Annotated in this window: 11 protein-coding genes; 6 read left to right on the plus strand and 5 right to left on the minus strand. The window is 65.4% G+C overall.

The window, feature by feature from the left end:
• The first annotated feature begins 1,006 nt into the window (after positions 1-1,006).
• Both zapE and ACSYDW_RS13880 read left to right on the plus strand, forming a co-directional pair.
• Complete coding sequence (gene zapE / locus ACSYDW_RS13875) at positions 1,007-2,215, plus strand: cell division protein ZapE (RefSeq protein ID WP_438339324.1); 1,209 nt, start codon at positions 1,007-1,009, stop codon at positions 2,213-2,215.
• Positions 2,212-2,877: a peptide deformylase gene (locus ACSYDW_RS13880; protein WP_438339325.1), complete on the plus strand. Its 666-nt coding sequence runs from the start codon at positions 2,212-2,214 to the stop codon at positions 2,875-2,877. The genes zapE and ACSYDW_RS13880 overlap by 4 nt, the downstream gene beginning before the upstream one ends.
• A 1-nt stretch (position 2,878) precedes the next feature.
• Here the strand turns inward: ACSYDW_RS13880 and ACSYDW_RS13885 are convergent, their stop codons facing one another.
• Positions 2,879-4,990 (minus strand): S9 family peptidase, encoded by a 2,112-nt coding sequence (locus ACSYDW_RS13885; RefSeq protein WP_438339326.1) that lies wholly within the window; start codon positions 4,988-4,990, stop codon positions 2,879-2,881.
• Between the two features lie 40 nt (positions 4,991-5,030).
• On the opposite strand from ACSYDW_RS13885, the gene ACSYDW_RS13890 reads away from it, so the two are divergent.
• The 4 genes from ACSYDW_RS13890 (at position 5,031) to ACSYDW_RS13905 (ending at position 8,059) form a co-directional block, all read left to right on the plus strand.
• Complete coding sequence (locus ACSYDW_RS13890; RefSeq protein WP_438339327.1) at positions 5,031-5,894, plus strand: putative RNA methyltransferase; 864 nt, start codon at positions 5,031-5,033, stop codon at positions 5,892-5,894.
• A 152-nt stretch (positions 5,895-6,046) separates the two neighbouring features.
• Positions 6,047-6,514 carry an NfeD family protein gene (locus tag ACSYDW_RS13895; protein ID WP_438339328.1) on the plus strand — a complete coding sequence of 156 codons (468 nt, stop codon included), beginning with the start codon at positions 6,047-6,049 and terminating at the stop codon, positions 6,512-6,514.
• A gap of 69 nt (positions 6,515-6,583) precedes the next feature.
• A complete protein-coding gene (locus ACSYDW_RS13900) occupies positions 6,584-7,519 on the plus strand; it encodes an SPFH domain-containing protein (RefSeq protein ID WP_438339329.1) in 936 nt (311 codons plus the stop codon).
• A gap of 180 nt (positions 7,520-7,699) precedes the next feature.
• Complete coding sequence (locus tag ACSYDW_RS13905; RefSeq protein ID WP_209996925.1) at positions 7,700-8,059, plus strand: RNA polymerase-binding protein RbpA; 360 nt, start codon at positions 7,700-7,702, stop codon at positions 8,057-8,059.
• 80 nt (positions 8,060-8,139) lie between these two features.
• On the opposite strand, the gene ACSYDW_RS13910 is transcribed toward ACSYDW_RS13905, so the two are convergent.
• The 4 genes from ACSYDW_RS13910 to tatC all read right to left on the minus strand — a co-directional run bounded on the left by ACSYDW_RS13910 (position 8,140) and on the right by tatC (position 14,712).
• Complete coding sequence (locus ACSYDW_RS13910; protein ID WP_438339330.1) at positions 8,140-8,868, minus strand: polyprenol monophosphomannose synthase; 729 nt, start codon at positions 8,866-8,868, stop codon at positions 8,140-8,142.
• 456 nt (positions 8,869-9,324) lie between these two features.
• Complete coding sequence (locus ACSYDW_RS13915) at positions 9,325-10,941, minus strand: amidohydrolase (RefSeq protein ID WP_438339331.1); 1,617 nt, start codon at positions 10,939-10,941, stop codon at positions 9,325-9,327.
• 66 nt (positions 10,942-11,007) lie between these two features.
• Complete coding sequence (locus tag ACSYDW_RS13920; RefSeq protein ID WP_438339332.1) at positions 11,008-13,812, minus strand: DEAD/DEAH box helicase; 2,805 nt, start codon at positions 13,810-13,812, stop codon at positions 11,008-11,010.
• Between the two features lie 63 nt (positions 13,813-13,875).
• Entirely contained in the window at positions 13,876-14,712 is an 837-nt protein-coding gene (tatC, locus tag ACSYDW_RS13925) for a twin-arginine translocase subunit TatC (RefSeq protein ID WP_438339333.1), read from the minus strand.
• Positions 14,713-14,715 lie beyond the last annotated feature (3 nt).

The following is a 14,715-nucleotide window of genomic DNA, read 5'->3' on the forward strand; positions in this document are numbered from 1 at the left end:
AAGGATGAACCGATCCACCCTTGGTAGTGGAAGGTTGGAGATGCCGATCATGGCAACCGAGGGAATAGTGATACAGCAATGAGGGCTTGGATGGTTGCCAGCCGGGGGAGTGGCCTATACCCGCAGACAATTCATTTCCCAGGCAGTGGCGAAATGCACGAGCTGCTAGCGTCTACCAATTCAATACCCGGGTAGCCCTCGAGGACGATTAGAGAGCGCGCGGCGGAAAGTTCGGTATTTGCGGTGGCACGTAGCCCCGCACCAAACCATTGCACCCACCGAACGGAGCGGCATTCAAGCCTGAGCCGTCGTCAGTCCAGAACACACGCATGGGCAGGTGATGTGCCCATGGCCATAACACCTCGTTGGCTGGGTGGCGCATGAAGCTTCCACCCAGGACGCCTCACGAGCCTTTGCTTGGATTTCGGCGTCGCGTAGTGACGTGCAAGTTGCTACATGTCCAGGTTGCACCGCGCTGACCCGCCTGGGTATTCCTCTGCAGGGATGGCGTTTGCTGTCGTGACGCTTCAGATGCATGTGCGGGATGTAGCCCGAAACTGCTGGCAATCAGTCACGGGGCGCCGTAGTAGTCATTCCGCCTTCGGGGGATGTCCATCGAATCTTAAGTTGACATAATGTAGATTATCGGTGCGATGAATTGGTCTCAGGAAGGGGCGATTTTCAAGGCTTTTGGCCATGACGCCCCTGCAGCTAATCGACCCGAATCCCCCATCGATTAGCCGTTTGCCCCCGGCTCCTCCGTCTCAACCGCCTGCTGGTTTCACCGAACCGGCAGGCGTCCGCAGTCGCCCAGCACCGAGAGCCGTCAGGCGGTGCCCGCGAATGCGGGTCGTCGTTTTCCGGGAGTTAAGTCTCCGAAAACGACGACCCAACACTCGCCCGGCGCCAACATCCGGAAGATAAGTTTTGGTTGACATAACTAGCCTTGCAAGTGCATTCCGGCGCCGATTGGTAGTTGCATAGTTATTCAGGGAAACTCGATGGTATGGCCAACCACAACCTTGACGCCCAGGTTTCCACGCAGCCCGGACTATCGAACTCACAGGTGTCCGAGATCGAGCGAACCATCCACGAGAGAGCCTCGATCGATCACCTGGAGCTTGACACCCGGCAAGTGGCCGCCATCCGGTTGCTGGGCGAGAACGCGTCATTCCACCTTGGCCCCGGCCACCGCTCCCCCGCAGGAAAGCACGTTTACCTCTGGGGCCCACCGGGCCGCGGAAAGACCTGGATCCTCGGCGCATTCTTCGACGCGCTGCCCACGCCAAGAAAGAAACGCGTGCACTTCCACGATTTCTTCCGCGAACTTCACGCCAATGCCTACCGTGCAACCAGCCAGGCCTTGGCCGAGGTCGACGAACCGGGATCCCTGGGATCCTCACGCGGGCGCATGGACCGGGTCCAGGCCCGCACCAGCGCCATCGAGCAGGCCATTGAATCGATGCTCGGCGATGTCGAGGTCCTCTGCTTCGACGAGTTCCACTGCAACGACCCGGGCGACGCGATGCTCCTTGCCCGCATGTTCACCTACATCATGGGCAGGCGGATCCTGCTTGTCACGACCTCAAACTACCCGCCCGAGGAATTGCTGGCCGACGAGTACTACCACCACTTGATCCTGCCAACCATCGCCGCCATTCGCGCTGAGATGAACGTGCACGAACTCGATGCAAGCCTGGATTACAGGGCCCTGGCCCGGGACGAAGCGGACAGGCAGGGATTCGCCACAGGCACGCTGCTGCTGTCCCCGTCGGAGCCGGACGTGCAAGAACTCGGCCTCGTCTTTCCCGATGCCTCCGAATCCATGCTGCTCAAGCCGACCAGCCATGACATCCGGGCACGGCGGGTCGCGCCGGACCACGTCTGGTTCGACTTCCGCGACCTCTGCGAATCGCTGACGTCGACACTTGACTACCTCGAACTGGCCAAGGAGCATCGCCACTGGGTGGTTTCCGGCGTCCCGGGATCTGCCGGCATGACGCCGTTCGGGCTCCGCCGATTGGCCAATGCCATAGATGTTCTCTACGATCACGGTATCCGGCTCGACCTGTTGGTTGAGGGCGACTTCTCGGACTCGTTGTCCCTGCTGCCCGGCCTGGATGCCGCACGCCTGGAAAGCCGGCTGAACGCCTTGCGGCAACAGGCCCCGGGCCACGACGCCACCGAACAACTACCCGAAGGTGCGAACGCATGAGCCAGAGCCCGGAATCCGCCGAAGGGCACTTCCTCTCCCCCGACTGGATCCGCGACGAGGTCGCCCGGCTGGTAGAGATGCACGAATCGGGCACCATCCCGCCGATCGTCCAGCTGGGCCACCCGGTGCTCCGCATGCCGGCACTGCAGTTCACCGACCAGCTTGACGCCCAGCTGCTGCGCGGCTTCCTGGACACCATGAAGTCCGTCATGCACGATGCGCCCGGCGTGGGCCTTGCCGCCCCGCAACTCGGCATTCCCCTGCGGATCGCCGTACTCGAGGACATGTACCCGACCCCCGAGGACGTCGCCACGGCACGTGAGCGCCAACCCCTGGAATACTTCGAGGTCCTGAACCCGAGTTATGCCGCGACCGGCGACAGGACGGCGGCCTTCTACGAGGGCTGCCTGTCCTTCAACGGCTACCAGGGGGTCGTCGAACGCCCGGCGGACATCGACACCACCTACACGGACGCCGAAGGGCTCCTCCACCATCGCGCCTTCAGCGGCTGGCAGGCCCGGATCTTCCAGCACGAGACAGACCACCTGGATGGAACCGTGTACATCGACAAAGCGCTGACCCGCTCGCTGTGCGCCAGCCACGAGTACGTGCGCTGGGCGAACCCCGGCATCACCGAGGCCCGGGCCGGACTGCGCTTCTGAGCTACTCCCCGCCGTGTGCCGCCACCGGCGCCTGGCTCCGTGGTTCGCGGGCGCCAGGCGCCGTCCCCGGCTCGGCACCGGCATCAGCGGCATCCGGCGCGCCCACCGGCAGGTAGCGGCCGAACCACTCGAGGATTGCCTCGAAGCGCTGCCGCCGGTGCCACGGGGATCCCGTGCGGCTCAGCTCGTGGCTTTCGCCGGGGAACAGGAGGAACTCGCTTGGCACGCCACGCTGCCTGAGGCCCACGTAGTAGCGCTGCGCCTGCTCGAGGGGGCACCGGTAGTCCCCTTCGGAATGCACGACAAGGGTCGGTGTCCGCACCCGGTCCAACCGTGCCATGGGCGACTGGCCGGCAACGTGGGCGGGGTCGGACCCGGTGTAGGCATCGGCAAAGAACCAGCCGATGTCCGAGGTGCCGACGAACGACACCGGGTCAAGGAAACCGCGCTCCACCATCGCGGCGGCAAAGCGGTGCTCGTGGGCTATGGCCCAGGCCGTCAGGTACCCGCCATAGGATCCGCCCAGGATGCCGGTGCGCCCGGCATCAAGCCCCGGGTTGGCTTCGCACGCGCCGTCGAGGAAGGCCATGACGTCGAGCAGGTCGACGGTGCCCATGGCATGCCGGATCGCCAAACCGTGCTCGCGGCCGTAGCTGGCGCTGCCCCGCGGGTTGCATTGGAGGACCGCATAGCCGGCGGCCGTGTAGACCTGCACCTCGTCGAAGTAACCCGGCCCGTACTGGGAGAACGGCCCGCCGTGGATGTTCAGCAGCACCGGGTGCGGGCCGGGTCCGGCGGGCAGGTGGATCCAGCCGTGGACCGGGTACCCGTCGGGGGCCATGAACGTTGCTTCGCGCGGCGGGCTGAACCGAGCCTGCAGGCGCAGCGGACCCCCGAAATCGGTGATTCTGCGCAGTCCGCCGGCTTCCAGCACGGAGCACTCCCCCGGCGATTCCTCCGAAACATGGGACACCACGACCACCCCGCCGATGGCCGCGGCCCCGTGGATGGCCCTCGGGCCGGCGCTGAGCACCTCCGCCGAACCGTCGGCGCCGATCCGGTGCAGTTCGCCGGTGCCGCGCACGCGGGCCAACGCCAGGACCCGGTTGGCGCCGACGGGCACCAGGGATCCGGTTTCCGTGTAGTCGGCCTGCCCGGCCTCGTTGGGCACCTCGGTGCCTGCGGCCGGCAGGTCCGCGGCCGGGACCGAAACCACCACGGTGGACTTGGCCAGGAAGTCCGTGCCGGAGGGACCGAGGTGCTGGGCCAGGGCATGGAGCGTGGAACCGTCGAGGCTCCAGCACGGTGAGCGGTAGGCCCATTCGCCGGCCGGCGAGCCCAGCACGTGTTCCGGCACGGAGGGTGTGGCCGCCGCGGCCGGGACCCGGTGGATCATCGAGCGCAAGTCAGCATCGTTGGACGCGTGCAGTGCCGCGGTGAAGTAGACCCAGCCGCCGTCGGGACAGTAGGCGGGGTCCTCGATGTCCCGCTCCGCCACGGCCAGGGCCCTGGCCTCCGGCAGCCCGGTGGGCAGCGGGGCCACGCCGTGGGCCGCGCGGCCCCGGGGCTTGATGAAGGGTTCGGCCTCCGGCCCCGGCACGTCCACGGCGAAGAGACCCTGCACCTTGTCGCGGCCGAAGCCCACGCCGTCGCCCCGGTAGTTGAGGGTGGAGATGCGGCGGGGCGCCTCGTCTCCGGCGCCGATTCCCTCGATCGATCCGTAGCGGCCCGGCTCGGCGGTGCGCGAGGTGAAGGCGATGGCCCGCGAGTCCGGCGACCAGGTGAAGGTGCCGACCCCCAGCGGGCGGTCGGTGAGCATCCGGGGTTCGCCTCCGCCGGCCTCGACGACGGCCAGCTGCGCCATGCCCTTCGCATCGGTGCGCAGGAAGGCGATGCTGGCACCGTCCGGGGAGTAGCAGGGCCTGCGGTCCGACTCCCCGCGGGTCAGGCGACGCGGGGGCACGGAACCGTCGACGCGGAGCTCCCACAGCTGGCCCACATAGCCGTCGCTGGCGAAGCTCGGGCGGGAAGCGGCAACCACGGCGTGCGTGGAATCGGGGCTGAGGCTTGGCGCCGATACAGTAGTGAGTAGTTCTAGCTGCGATGGTTTCACCGCGCCAGACTATCCGCATCCCCCGACCCGAAGGAAGCACGTGGCGCTGCCGACAAACTTGGATGAGGGACTTCTGTGTCCCGTCTGCCGACTCGAGCTGCGCTTGCACACCCTCCCGGGCCGGCCGCCCCGGCTGTCCTGTGCCAGCGGGCACGCCTTCGATGCGGCAAAGCAGGGCTACTTCAACCTGCTTACCGGCAAGGGCACCGCGTTCAGGGAGGACGGTTCGGCCATGGTTGCCGCACGCGCCGCCTTCCTCGAGGCCGGCCACTACGCGCCGCTGGCCGATGCTTTGGCCGGGATGGTTGCCGAGGCCGTGGGATCGAACCCGTCGCCCCGGATCCTCGATGCGGGGGCCGGAACCGGCTACTACCTGGACCGGGTGTTCAAGGCACTGCCCGGGCCGTCCACGGCCGTTGCGATGGACATCTCCAAGTACGCCATGCGCAGGGCCGCGAAGGTTCCTTCCACGCTGGCCCTGGTCTGGGACCTGTGGCGGGACCTGCCGATGGCCGAAGCCTCGTTCGACGCGCTGATCAACGTCTTCTCCCCGCACAACGGCCATGAGTTCGCCCGGGTGCTGCGCCCTGGTGCCCTTGCCCTGGTGGTGACTCCGCTGCCCGAGCACCTGGCCGACGGCGCCGAGCTGCTGGGCCTGCTGGGGATCGCCGGGGACAAGGCGGCCGGTGTCGTCGCCTCGATGGGCGAGTGCTTCACCCTGGAGGTCACGCGGGAAATCCGTGTACCGCTGGAGCTCTCCCCCGCCCAGGCCTTCGACCTGGCCATGATGGGACCGGCCGGCCACCACTTGGATCCGGCCGTCCTCCGTGAGCGGATCGACGCTCGGCACGGGATTGTCGGGCTCTCCGCGGCCTTCAGGATCCAGGCGTTCAGGCGCCGCTGAAACCCGCCCGCCGTCCGCTCGCGCCAGCCTTGGTGATGAGGGTCCGCGGCCCGAACATACTCCCTTGTGCTGATTCGAATTGGGGACCCCGTCAGGCAAAATGGAAACACGAGTTGGTGTGGATCCAACGCATCAAGCCTTGAGGGGAAAAAATGATTGAGTGGGCAGTATCAAATGCCTGGGTGGTATGGCTGGCGCTGTTCCTGTTGCTGGCCATCATCGAAATGATCTCCCTCGACCTGTACTTCATCATGCTGGGCGTGGGGGCGCTCGGCGGTGTCGCCGTTGCCTTGGCCGGAGGCCAAACCTGGCTGCAGGTCGTCGTCTTCTGCATCACGTCGTTGGCCATGATCATGCTGGTTCGCCCGATTGCGATAAGGCACCTGCGGAAGGACCCGGAGGCCCTGCGCACCAACGTCGACCGCCTCATCGGCGAGGACGCACTGGTGCTTGAGCCCACGAACCGCATGAACGGCCGCGCGAAGATCGGCGGGGAAACCTGGTCCGTCCGCACGGACGACGATGTTGCACTGCAGCCAGGCACCTACGGCTCGGTGGTGCGCATCGAGGGCGCCACCGCCTACATCACCCGCAGGACCCACATGACCGGGCTGGACTAACCCCGGCTACACCCGCACCCACAGTTTTTTGGCGCCCTCAACCGGGTGCCCCAACGAAAGAGAGAAGAGATGCAAACATCGGGTCTGGGCCTCACGGTCGTCCTGGTTGTACTGGCAATCTTCGTGATCATCGTGCTCCTGCGCGCCGTGCGGATCATTCCGCAGGCCCGGGCCGGGATCGTGGAGCGACTGGGCAAATACCACCGCACCCTTCTACCGGGACTGACCCTGTTGATCCCCTTCGTGGATCGCCTGCTCCCGATCCTTGACCTGCGCGAACAGGTCGTCAGCTTCCCGCCGCAGCCGGTGATCACCGAGGACAACCTGGTGGTTTCCATCGACACCGTCGTCTACTTCCAGATCACCGAGCCGCGCGCGGCAACCTACGAGATCGCCAACTACATCCAGGCCGTCGAGCAGCTGACCACCACGACGCTGCGAAACGTCGTGGGTGGCCTGAACCTGGAAGAGGCCCTCACCAGCCGCGACCAGATCAATGGCCAGCTGCGCGGCGTGCTGGATGAGGCAACCGGCAAGTGGGGCATCCGCGTGTCCCGCGTCGAGCTCAAGGCCATCGACCCACCCATGTCCATCCAGGACTCGATGGAGAAGCAGATGCGCGCAGAGCGTGACCGCCGCGCGGCCATCCTGACCGCCGAGGGCACCAAGCAGTCGGCGATCCTGACCGCCGAAGGCCAGCGCCAGTCATCGATCCTGAAGGCCGAGGGCGATGCCAAGGCCGCGATCCTTCGCGCCGATGGCGAGGCCCAGGCGATCCAGAAGGTCTTCGATGCGATCCACGCAGGCAAGCCGGACCAGGAGCTGTTGGCGTACCAGTACCTGCAGACCCTGCCCAAGCTCGCCGAGGGGACGTCCAACAAGCTGTGGATCATCCCCAGCGAGGTTGGCGAGGCACTGAAGGGAATCGGCGGTGCGCTGGGCAACCTCAACGTGCCGGGTGAGGATCGCAAGCCGCCCGCCGGCGGCAGCAGCACCCTGATGTAATTCCGGTATTTCCGGCATGGATTTCGGGCGGGCGACCTCACATGCGAGGTCGCCCGCCCGAAGCCTTGTCGGGGCCGTATAATAGAAACTTCGAGACTTGCGCCCCGCGGGAATTATTAGCTGAACCGGGACGTTGAAATCGGTAGCCGAACCCGTTTGTAATCGCAGTAGGGAGACAACATGAGCGATCGCAGCCTGCGTGGAATGCGCCTTGGCGCACAGAGCATGGAAACAGAGGCTGGCGTCGAGCCAGCGGCGCGCCAGCGCGTTGAATACCGTTGCGAGGACGGCGAACAGGTGTTTGTGATCTTTGCCGCCGAGGCAGAGATTCCGCAGACCTGGACCTCCAAGACCGGCAAGGAAGCAACGCTGGTCAATGGCGAGAAGCAGGAAGAGGAGTCGACCGAGAAGCCGGTCCGCACCCACTGGGACATGCTCCTCGAGCGTCGCACCCCGGAAGAACTTGAAACGATCCTCCAGGATCGCTTGGACAAGTTGCGTGCCACCCGTGGCGCAGCCCAGGCAGCAGCCAAGTCCTAATCAGCTTCGCACAAAAAGCCTGCGGGCCCGGTGGAATTCCACCGGGCCCGCAGGCTTTTTGTGCTTGTGGCAGGAGTTGCCTACTTCTTGCCGGTCAGCTTCTTCCAGCGTGCGCCAAGTCCCCACTTTGTCACGTTGAGCATGGCCTCCACGACGATGTTGCCGCTCATCTTCGAAACACCGAGCTCACGCTCGACGAAGGTGATCGGCACCTCGACGATGTTCTTGCCCAGCTGTGCCACACGGAAGGTCATGTCGACCTGGAAGCCGTAGCCGACGGACTCGACGGCGTTGAAGTCGAGTGCCTCGAGGGTTTCGCGGCGGAACGCGCGGTAGCCGGCGGTGATGTCGCGCAGGTTCACGCCGAGCATCATGCGCGAGTAGAAGCTGCCCACGCGGGAGATCGCCTTGCGGTGCAGCGGCCAGTTCACGACGGACCCGCCCTTGACCCAGCGCGAGCCGATGACAAGGTCGGCGCCCTTGGGGATTTCGGCAAGCAGCAACGGGAGCTGCTCCGGCTTGTGCGAGCCGTCGGCGTCCATTTCGACGAGGACGTCGTAGCCGGCGTCGAGGGCCCAACGGAACCCGGCGAGGTACGCGGCACCGAGGCCCTCCTTGCCGGTGCGGTGCATGACGTGGATGGCGCCGTCTTCGCTGGCCATCTTCTCGGCGAGGTCGCCGGTGCCGTCGGGGCTGTTGTCATCGACGATTAGGACGTCCGAGTCGGGGACTGCGGCACGTAGGCGACCCACGGTGATCGGCAACGATTCGAGCTCGTTGTAGGTCGGAATGATCGTGACTACGCGCACGCGACAGTCCCTTTCTGCTGGGGGAATGATCCACAAGGTGATGTGAGCGAATCGCTTCACCGTGACGGGTCCGCACGCGCCGGAGGCGCCTGGACCATGAACGTCAGGATCTTGATGAGGTCAAGTCACAATTATACGCGCGCTTTCCCGGCGCATGGCGAAAGGCGGGTGTGACGCCCAAGACCCCGGCCGGCAGTCCCGTCGCAAGAAACAGATGTGCCCCCGGAGCTTCGGTCCATTCCCCGGCAGCGAACGCCAAGGTGTTATCTAGTGCTCCGGGGGCCAACCCGTCAACGCGCGCCGGAAATCCAGCGAGTCCAGGCTAAAAACCGGACAATGATTACAGCCTACCGCCAGCCGCTGAACTGTCAACCGTTTTAGGTCCCCGAATTGGCGCAGACTGTCAGGTCAGATCGAGTTTCATGGCAAACTCCGATTCCTGGCCGGGCGTGGCGTTCAGGCGCCCATCGTGTCGAAGATAGTGTGCCCGGCACGGACAGTTCGAAGGCACCGCGGCATCTCGTCCTCCAAGACCGGCAACATCGGCGTTCCGGCCCTGGCATCGGTGCTCCAGGACGAAACCCGGACATCGGGGGTCTGCACGGTGAGCTCCGAGGCATTCCAGACCGCGAAGGTGGCTTCGGCGCCCGTGACGAGCTGGCCGGCCAGCGGGTTCGACTCCCCCAGGGCGCGGAATCCGGAGCGCGTATGCGCCATGAACGCCGCCTTGGCAGAAATCCGTGCCTGCTCGTCGTTGAGTTCAAGGCAGGCCTTGATGGTCGACCACGGGCTGGCGGCCGTGACAGGGGCGTCCGAGCCCACCGTGACGGGCACTCCGGCAGAGAGGAACTTGCCGATGGCGTTCATGCCCGCCGCACGCCCGGATCCCAGGCGTTTCTCGTAGAGTCCGTTCGGGCCACCCCACAGGTCGTCGAACTGCGGCTGCATCGATGCCGTGAGCGAGAAATCGAGCATTCTGGCGCGGGCCCTGTCGTCGGCCATTTCAACGTGTTCAAGGCGGTGCCGGCCGGCCTGTACCTTCGCGATCCCGACGTTTTCCGCTGCCTTGGCAAAGCCCTCAAGCGCTGCGTCCAGCCCAGCATCGCCGATGACGTGGAACGATGCCTGGATCCCCGCGAGCGAGCAGGCTGCCACATGTGCACTGATCTCCTCCACGGAGAGGTAGGAGGTCCCGCGGTGTCCCGGAGCGTCCTGGTAATCCTCGCGCAGCAGGGCCGTGCGCGAGCCGATGGAGCCGTCGACGTTCAAGTCCCCGCCGAGCCCCACGACGGACGGCGAACCGAAGGATGCCAGCAGGTCGCGGGCCTCAGATTCCTCGGTCACGGCCTGCGCCCAGTACGCATAGAGTCGCGGGCTGAGGGCCGTCTCCTCCGCATCCCTGTGCAGAAGGGCCTGCAGGTCGCTGCGACCGGAGATGTGCTCCGCCGCCATCTCGACGACAGTTCCGTGGCCGGTGGCAGCGAGGTGCGCCAATGCGCGATCCCGGTGTGCTGCGTTCACCGTTTCGTCATAGGCAAACACAGCGGCGCGGACCCGTGCGTGGAGGGTTCCCCGGACCACGGCGCCGCTGAATTCCGGTCCTTCCACGAGCCCGAGCCGCCCGGCCAGGCCGGGGCTGATGAGCGCCGAATGGACGTCGATCCGTGAAAGGTAGACCTCGCGCCCCTGTGTCGCGCGTTCCAGCTCTTCGAGGGTCGGCAGCGCCGGGTCGCCGAAGGTTGCTTCGTCCCAGCCTGATCCCTGGATGACACCGGTACCGGCACCCGCCGCGGACGAGACCAGCTCGAGGATCTCCCCGGCGCTGCGCGCTCCCCCAAGGTCAAGGCCCGAGAGCTTGGCACCGAGCGCCCCGAGGTGCACATGCGAGTCGACGAACGCCGGGGCCACGAGGGCGCCCTGGAGATCGATTTCGTTCATGCGCGCATCGAGCAGGGCCCCGGCAGCCGATTCGGAGCCGATCCAGGCCACGGTGCCGTTCTCCACGAGCATCGCCGTTGCGAACGGGTCGGCCGGCGAGTAGATGGAGCCATTGCGATACAAATCCAGGGACATTCTTTACCTTTACTGAGAAACTCGCGCACGGGGGCGCCGAAAGCTGAGGCGGGACGGGCGTGCGGGCTAGTCGACGACGTTCGAGTAGGCCACGACACCGCGCCGGATCCTGTCCACCGCACGGTTGCAGGAACGCGACAATCCGCTGTTCAGGTCGGGGATCTTGGCCAGTTGGTCAAGAACGTCGATGACCTGCTTGGCCCACCGCACGAAGTCGCCGGCCGCCAGGTCGGTGCCGCGCAGGCACTCACGCAGGTCAGAGCCCCTGGTCCACTTGTACATGGGCCAGATCAGACCGGAATCCGGGGCCATCGTCTCGGGCAGCCGGGCGATGACCTCGGCATCGTTGAGCCGCGACCACAGCTGGATAGCGGATTCCCAGGCCAGCTGCACCTTGGCGCTGGGCATGCGGGGCTCGTCCGAGTTGTCCTCGCGACGCGCCTGGAACACCAGCGCGGAGATGAAACCGGCCAGCTCCTCCGGGTTCATCTCGTTCATGACCCCGGATTCCATGACCAGCGAGGTCAACAGGTCCCGTTCGCCATAGATGCGTCGCAGTCGCTGACCCGCCTCGGTGATATGGGCCTGGTCCGTGTCGTTGGTGGCGGGCACCATGTACTCGAACTGCTCGAGCACCGAGGCGACCCGGTCGAAGGTCTTCGCGATGGTGTTGGTCCGCCCGCTGATCTGCGCCCGCAGCTTGTTGGTGTCCTTGAGAAGCTTCGTGTAGCGCTCCCCCCACCGGGCGTGGTCTTCGCGTTCGGAGCAGCCGTGGCACGGGTGTGCCTTCAGGGCACGGCGCAGCTCGGAGATCTTCTGCTCCTGCTCCTGGCTTCCGGAGAAGTTGAAGCCGGAGGCACCGCGCCGAGGTGGCCGCGAGTCGGCAATGGCGTGGTGCAGGGACGCGGCAAGGTCGCGGCGTTCCTTGGGGCTGCGGCCGGTGAACCCCTTGGGGATGCGGATGCGCGAGATGATCTCCACCGGACCGTCCAGGTCCTGCACGCCGATGCGCCGGATCTGCTTTTCCTCGGTGAGTACCGTGGGTCGAGGGTCGTTCCATGCCGTGTCCAGCTGGACGACGACGCAGCGCCCCAGCCGGCGCGGGCCGTGGACCTCGATGATGTCGCCGAGCATCAGGGACTCGAGCGATTCACTGGCCGCCGAGCGACGCTGGCGGGAGATCGTCTTCGACGCCTCCTTTTCAGCCTCGGACAGCGAGTTGCGCAATGCCGCGTATTCGCTGAAGTCCCCCAAGTGGCAGGTCATGGCCTTCTTGTAGCCTTCGAGGGATTCCTCCCGAGAACGGACCTGGCGGGCCAGGCCGACAACCGAGCGGTCCGCCTGGAACTGTGCGAATGACGTTTCAAGGATCCCGCGGGCACGATCGCGCCCGAACTGGGAGGTCAGGTTCAGCGACATGTTGTAGGTCGGGCGGAAGCTTGAATTCAACGGGTACGTGCGCTTGGAGGCAAGCCCTGCGACGGCTGCCGGATCCGTGTCGTTCTGCCAGAGCACGACCGCGTGGCCCTCGACGTCGATGCCACGGCGCCCCGCCCGTCCGGTGAGCTGTGTGTATTCGCCCGCCGTGATCGAGACGTGTGATTCGCCGTTGAATTTCTCGAGCTTTTCCATGACCACGGAGCGCGCCGGCATGTTGACGCCCAGGGCGAGGGTTTCGGTGGCGAAGACAGCCTTGACCAGACCCCGGGCAAACAGGTCCTCGACAACTTCCTTGAAGATCGGAAGCAGGCCGGCGTGGTGGGCCGCAAAGCCGCGCATGAGTCCCTCACGCCATGGCCAGAATCCGAGGATTTCGAGGTCGTCGGCGGGGAGCTTGTAGGCAACCAAGTCGATCGCCTGCTCGATTTCAGTGGCTTCGGCGGTCGTGGTCAGCGCCAGTCCGGAGCGCACGCATTGGGCGACAGCCGCGTCGCAGCCGTTGCGGGAGAAAATGAAGACCAGCGAGGGAAGCAGCCCGGCCCGGTCCAGGGCCATGATCATGTCCGGCCGGGAGACCTTCGTGCTCAGCTGTTCGCGTTGCCGGCCGCCGTTTCCATTCCCCCCGCGACGTCCTCCACGCTGGGGGGAACGCGAACGGGAGGAGGCGAAGCCGCGCTGGCCGAGCTTTGCCAGCTCGGGGTTCACTGGCGCCGAACGCTCAGGGGCCTCGGCAACCTGGTCGAACGCAACATCCTCGGCGAAGAGATCCATGAGTTTCCCGCCAACCATGACGTGCTGGTAGAGCGGGATCGGGCGGTGTTCGGAGACGATGATCCGCGTGTCCCCGCGAACGGCATCGAGCCATCCGCCGAATTCCTCGGCGTTGGAAACGGTGGCCGAGAGCGAGATCACCTGCACGTCATCGCGCAGGTGGATGATCACTTCTTCCCACACTGCCCCCCGGAACTTGTCCGCCAGATAGTGGACCTCGTCCATGACCACGAAACCGAGTCCCTGGAGAGTGTCGGAATCCGCATACAGCATGTTGCGCAGCACTTCGGTGGTCATGACGACAACGTCGGCCTCGCCGTTGATCGTCATGTCGCCGGTCAGCAGGCCCACACGTTCTGGGCCGTACGTGGCAACGAGGTCGCTGTATTTTTGGTTGCTGAGTGCCTTGATGGGCGTCGTGTAGAACGCCTTGCGGCCGGTGCGCAGCGCCTCGAAGATCGCGAACTCCCCCACCACCGTCTTGCCGGCCCCGGTGGGTGCGGCAACCAAGACACCGCTTCCCGAGGCGACTGCGCGGCAGGCCTCCTCCTGGAAGGGGTCAAGGTCGAAGCCGAGTGTGGCCCGGAATTCCGGCAGGCCGGTGTCGGCCTCCTTGGCACGTTCCTTGGCTGCGGCGTAACGCTCGGCCGGCGTGTTCACGCTGCGACCCCTTTCAAGATGGTGGTGGGTGGTCCCGCGCTGGTGAGCTGGCTAGGGCACAGGTTATGGAAGATCAGGGACCTCGGGAAGGTCGGAACCCCGACCGGCGTTTGCCGCATTCTCGGCTTCCAGGGCGGCGATCTTCTTGTTTCGCCTGCGGTCATTGAGGTGGCAGATGAAAGTTGCTGCTGCGAAGGTGAGGAAGAGCGGTCCGGCCAGCGCGAACATGGTGATCGCATCACCGCCGGGAGCGGCCATGGCGGCCACCAATGCGATGAGGAACACGGTGATGCGCCAGTGCTTCATGATCGTCTTGGACTTCAAGACACCGACCATGTTCAAGCCGACCATCAGCACCGGTGCCAGCATGGCAAGGCCAAAGGCAATGAAGAGCCGGAAGACGAACGGCAGGTAGTTGTCCGTGGAGATCAACGACTTGGCGACCTCGGGGGTCAACGAAATGAAGAACTTCAGTGCATGCGGCAACACCCAGTAGGCCATGCCGACACCCATGACGAACAGTGGAACCGCCGCCGCCGCAAACGCAATGGCGGTATTGCGTTCCTTTTTCTTCAGCCCGGGCACGATGAAGGCCCAGAGCTGGTAGATCCAGATCGGTGAGGAGAAGACCAACCCCAGCAGCAGGGAGGTCTTAAGCATGATGTCGAACGGCCCCATCACCGAGGTGAAGTTGACTTCGCCGCCGTACTCTCGCACCGGGGCGATAATCAGGGCCAGGGCGTCGTCGTAGAGGAAGAACCCTCCGACGGTGCCCAGCACCAAGGCAATCAGTGAAATGAAGAGGCGGTTGCGCGCTTCAACGAGGTGCGCCTTGAGGGCCATGCGACCCTCGGGGTTGTTTTTCCGCCCCTTTTTCTGGGCGGTGTCCTTGTCGCTCACGAA

This window comes from Paeniglutamicibacter selenitireducens, assembly GCF_051550675.1.
Classification (GTDB): domain Bacteria; phylum Actinomycetota; class Actinomycetes; order Actinomycetales; family Micrococcaceae; genus Paeniglutamicibacter.

Bases quoted from the DNA above. Each gene is read 5' to 3' on its own strand.
- ACSYDW_RS13900 (WP_438339329.1), top strand. From the start codon at position 6,584: ATGCAAACATCGGGTCTGGGCCTCACGGTCGTCCTGGTTGTACTGGCA.
- ACSYDW_RS13915 (WP_438339331.1), bottom strand. From the start codon at position 10,941: ATGTCCCTGGATTTGTATCGCAATGGCTCCATCTACTCGCCGGCCGAC.
- ACSYDW_RS13905 (WP_209996925.1), top strand. From the start codon at position 7,700: ATGAGCGATCGCAGCCTGCGTGGAATGCGCCTTGGCGCACAGAGCATG.
- ACSYDW_RS13895 (WP_438339328.1), top strand. From the start codon at position 6,047: ATGATTGAGTGGGCAGTATCAAATGCCTGGGTGGTATGGCTGGCGCTG.
- ACSYDW_RS13880 (WP_438339325.1), top strand. From the start codon at position 2,212: ATGAGCCAGAGCCCGGAATCCGCCGAAGGGCACTTCCTCTCCCCCGAC.
- zapE (WP_438339324.1), top strand. From the start codon at position 1,007: ATGGCCAACCACAACCTTGACGCCCAGGTTTCCACGCAGCCCGGACTA.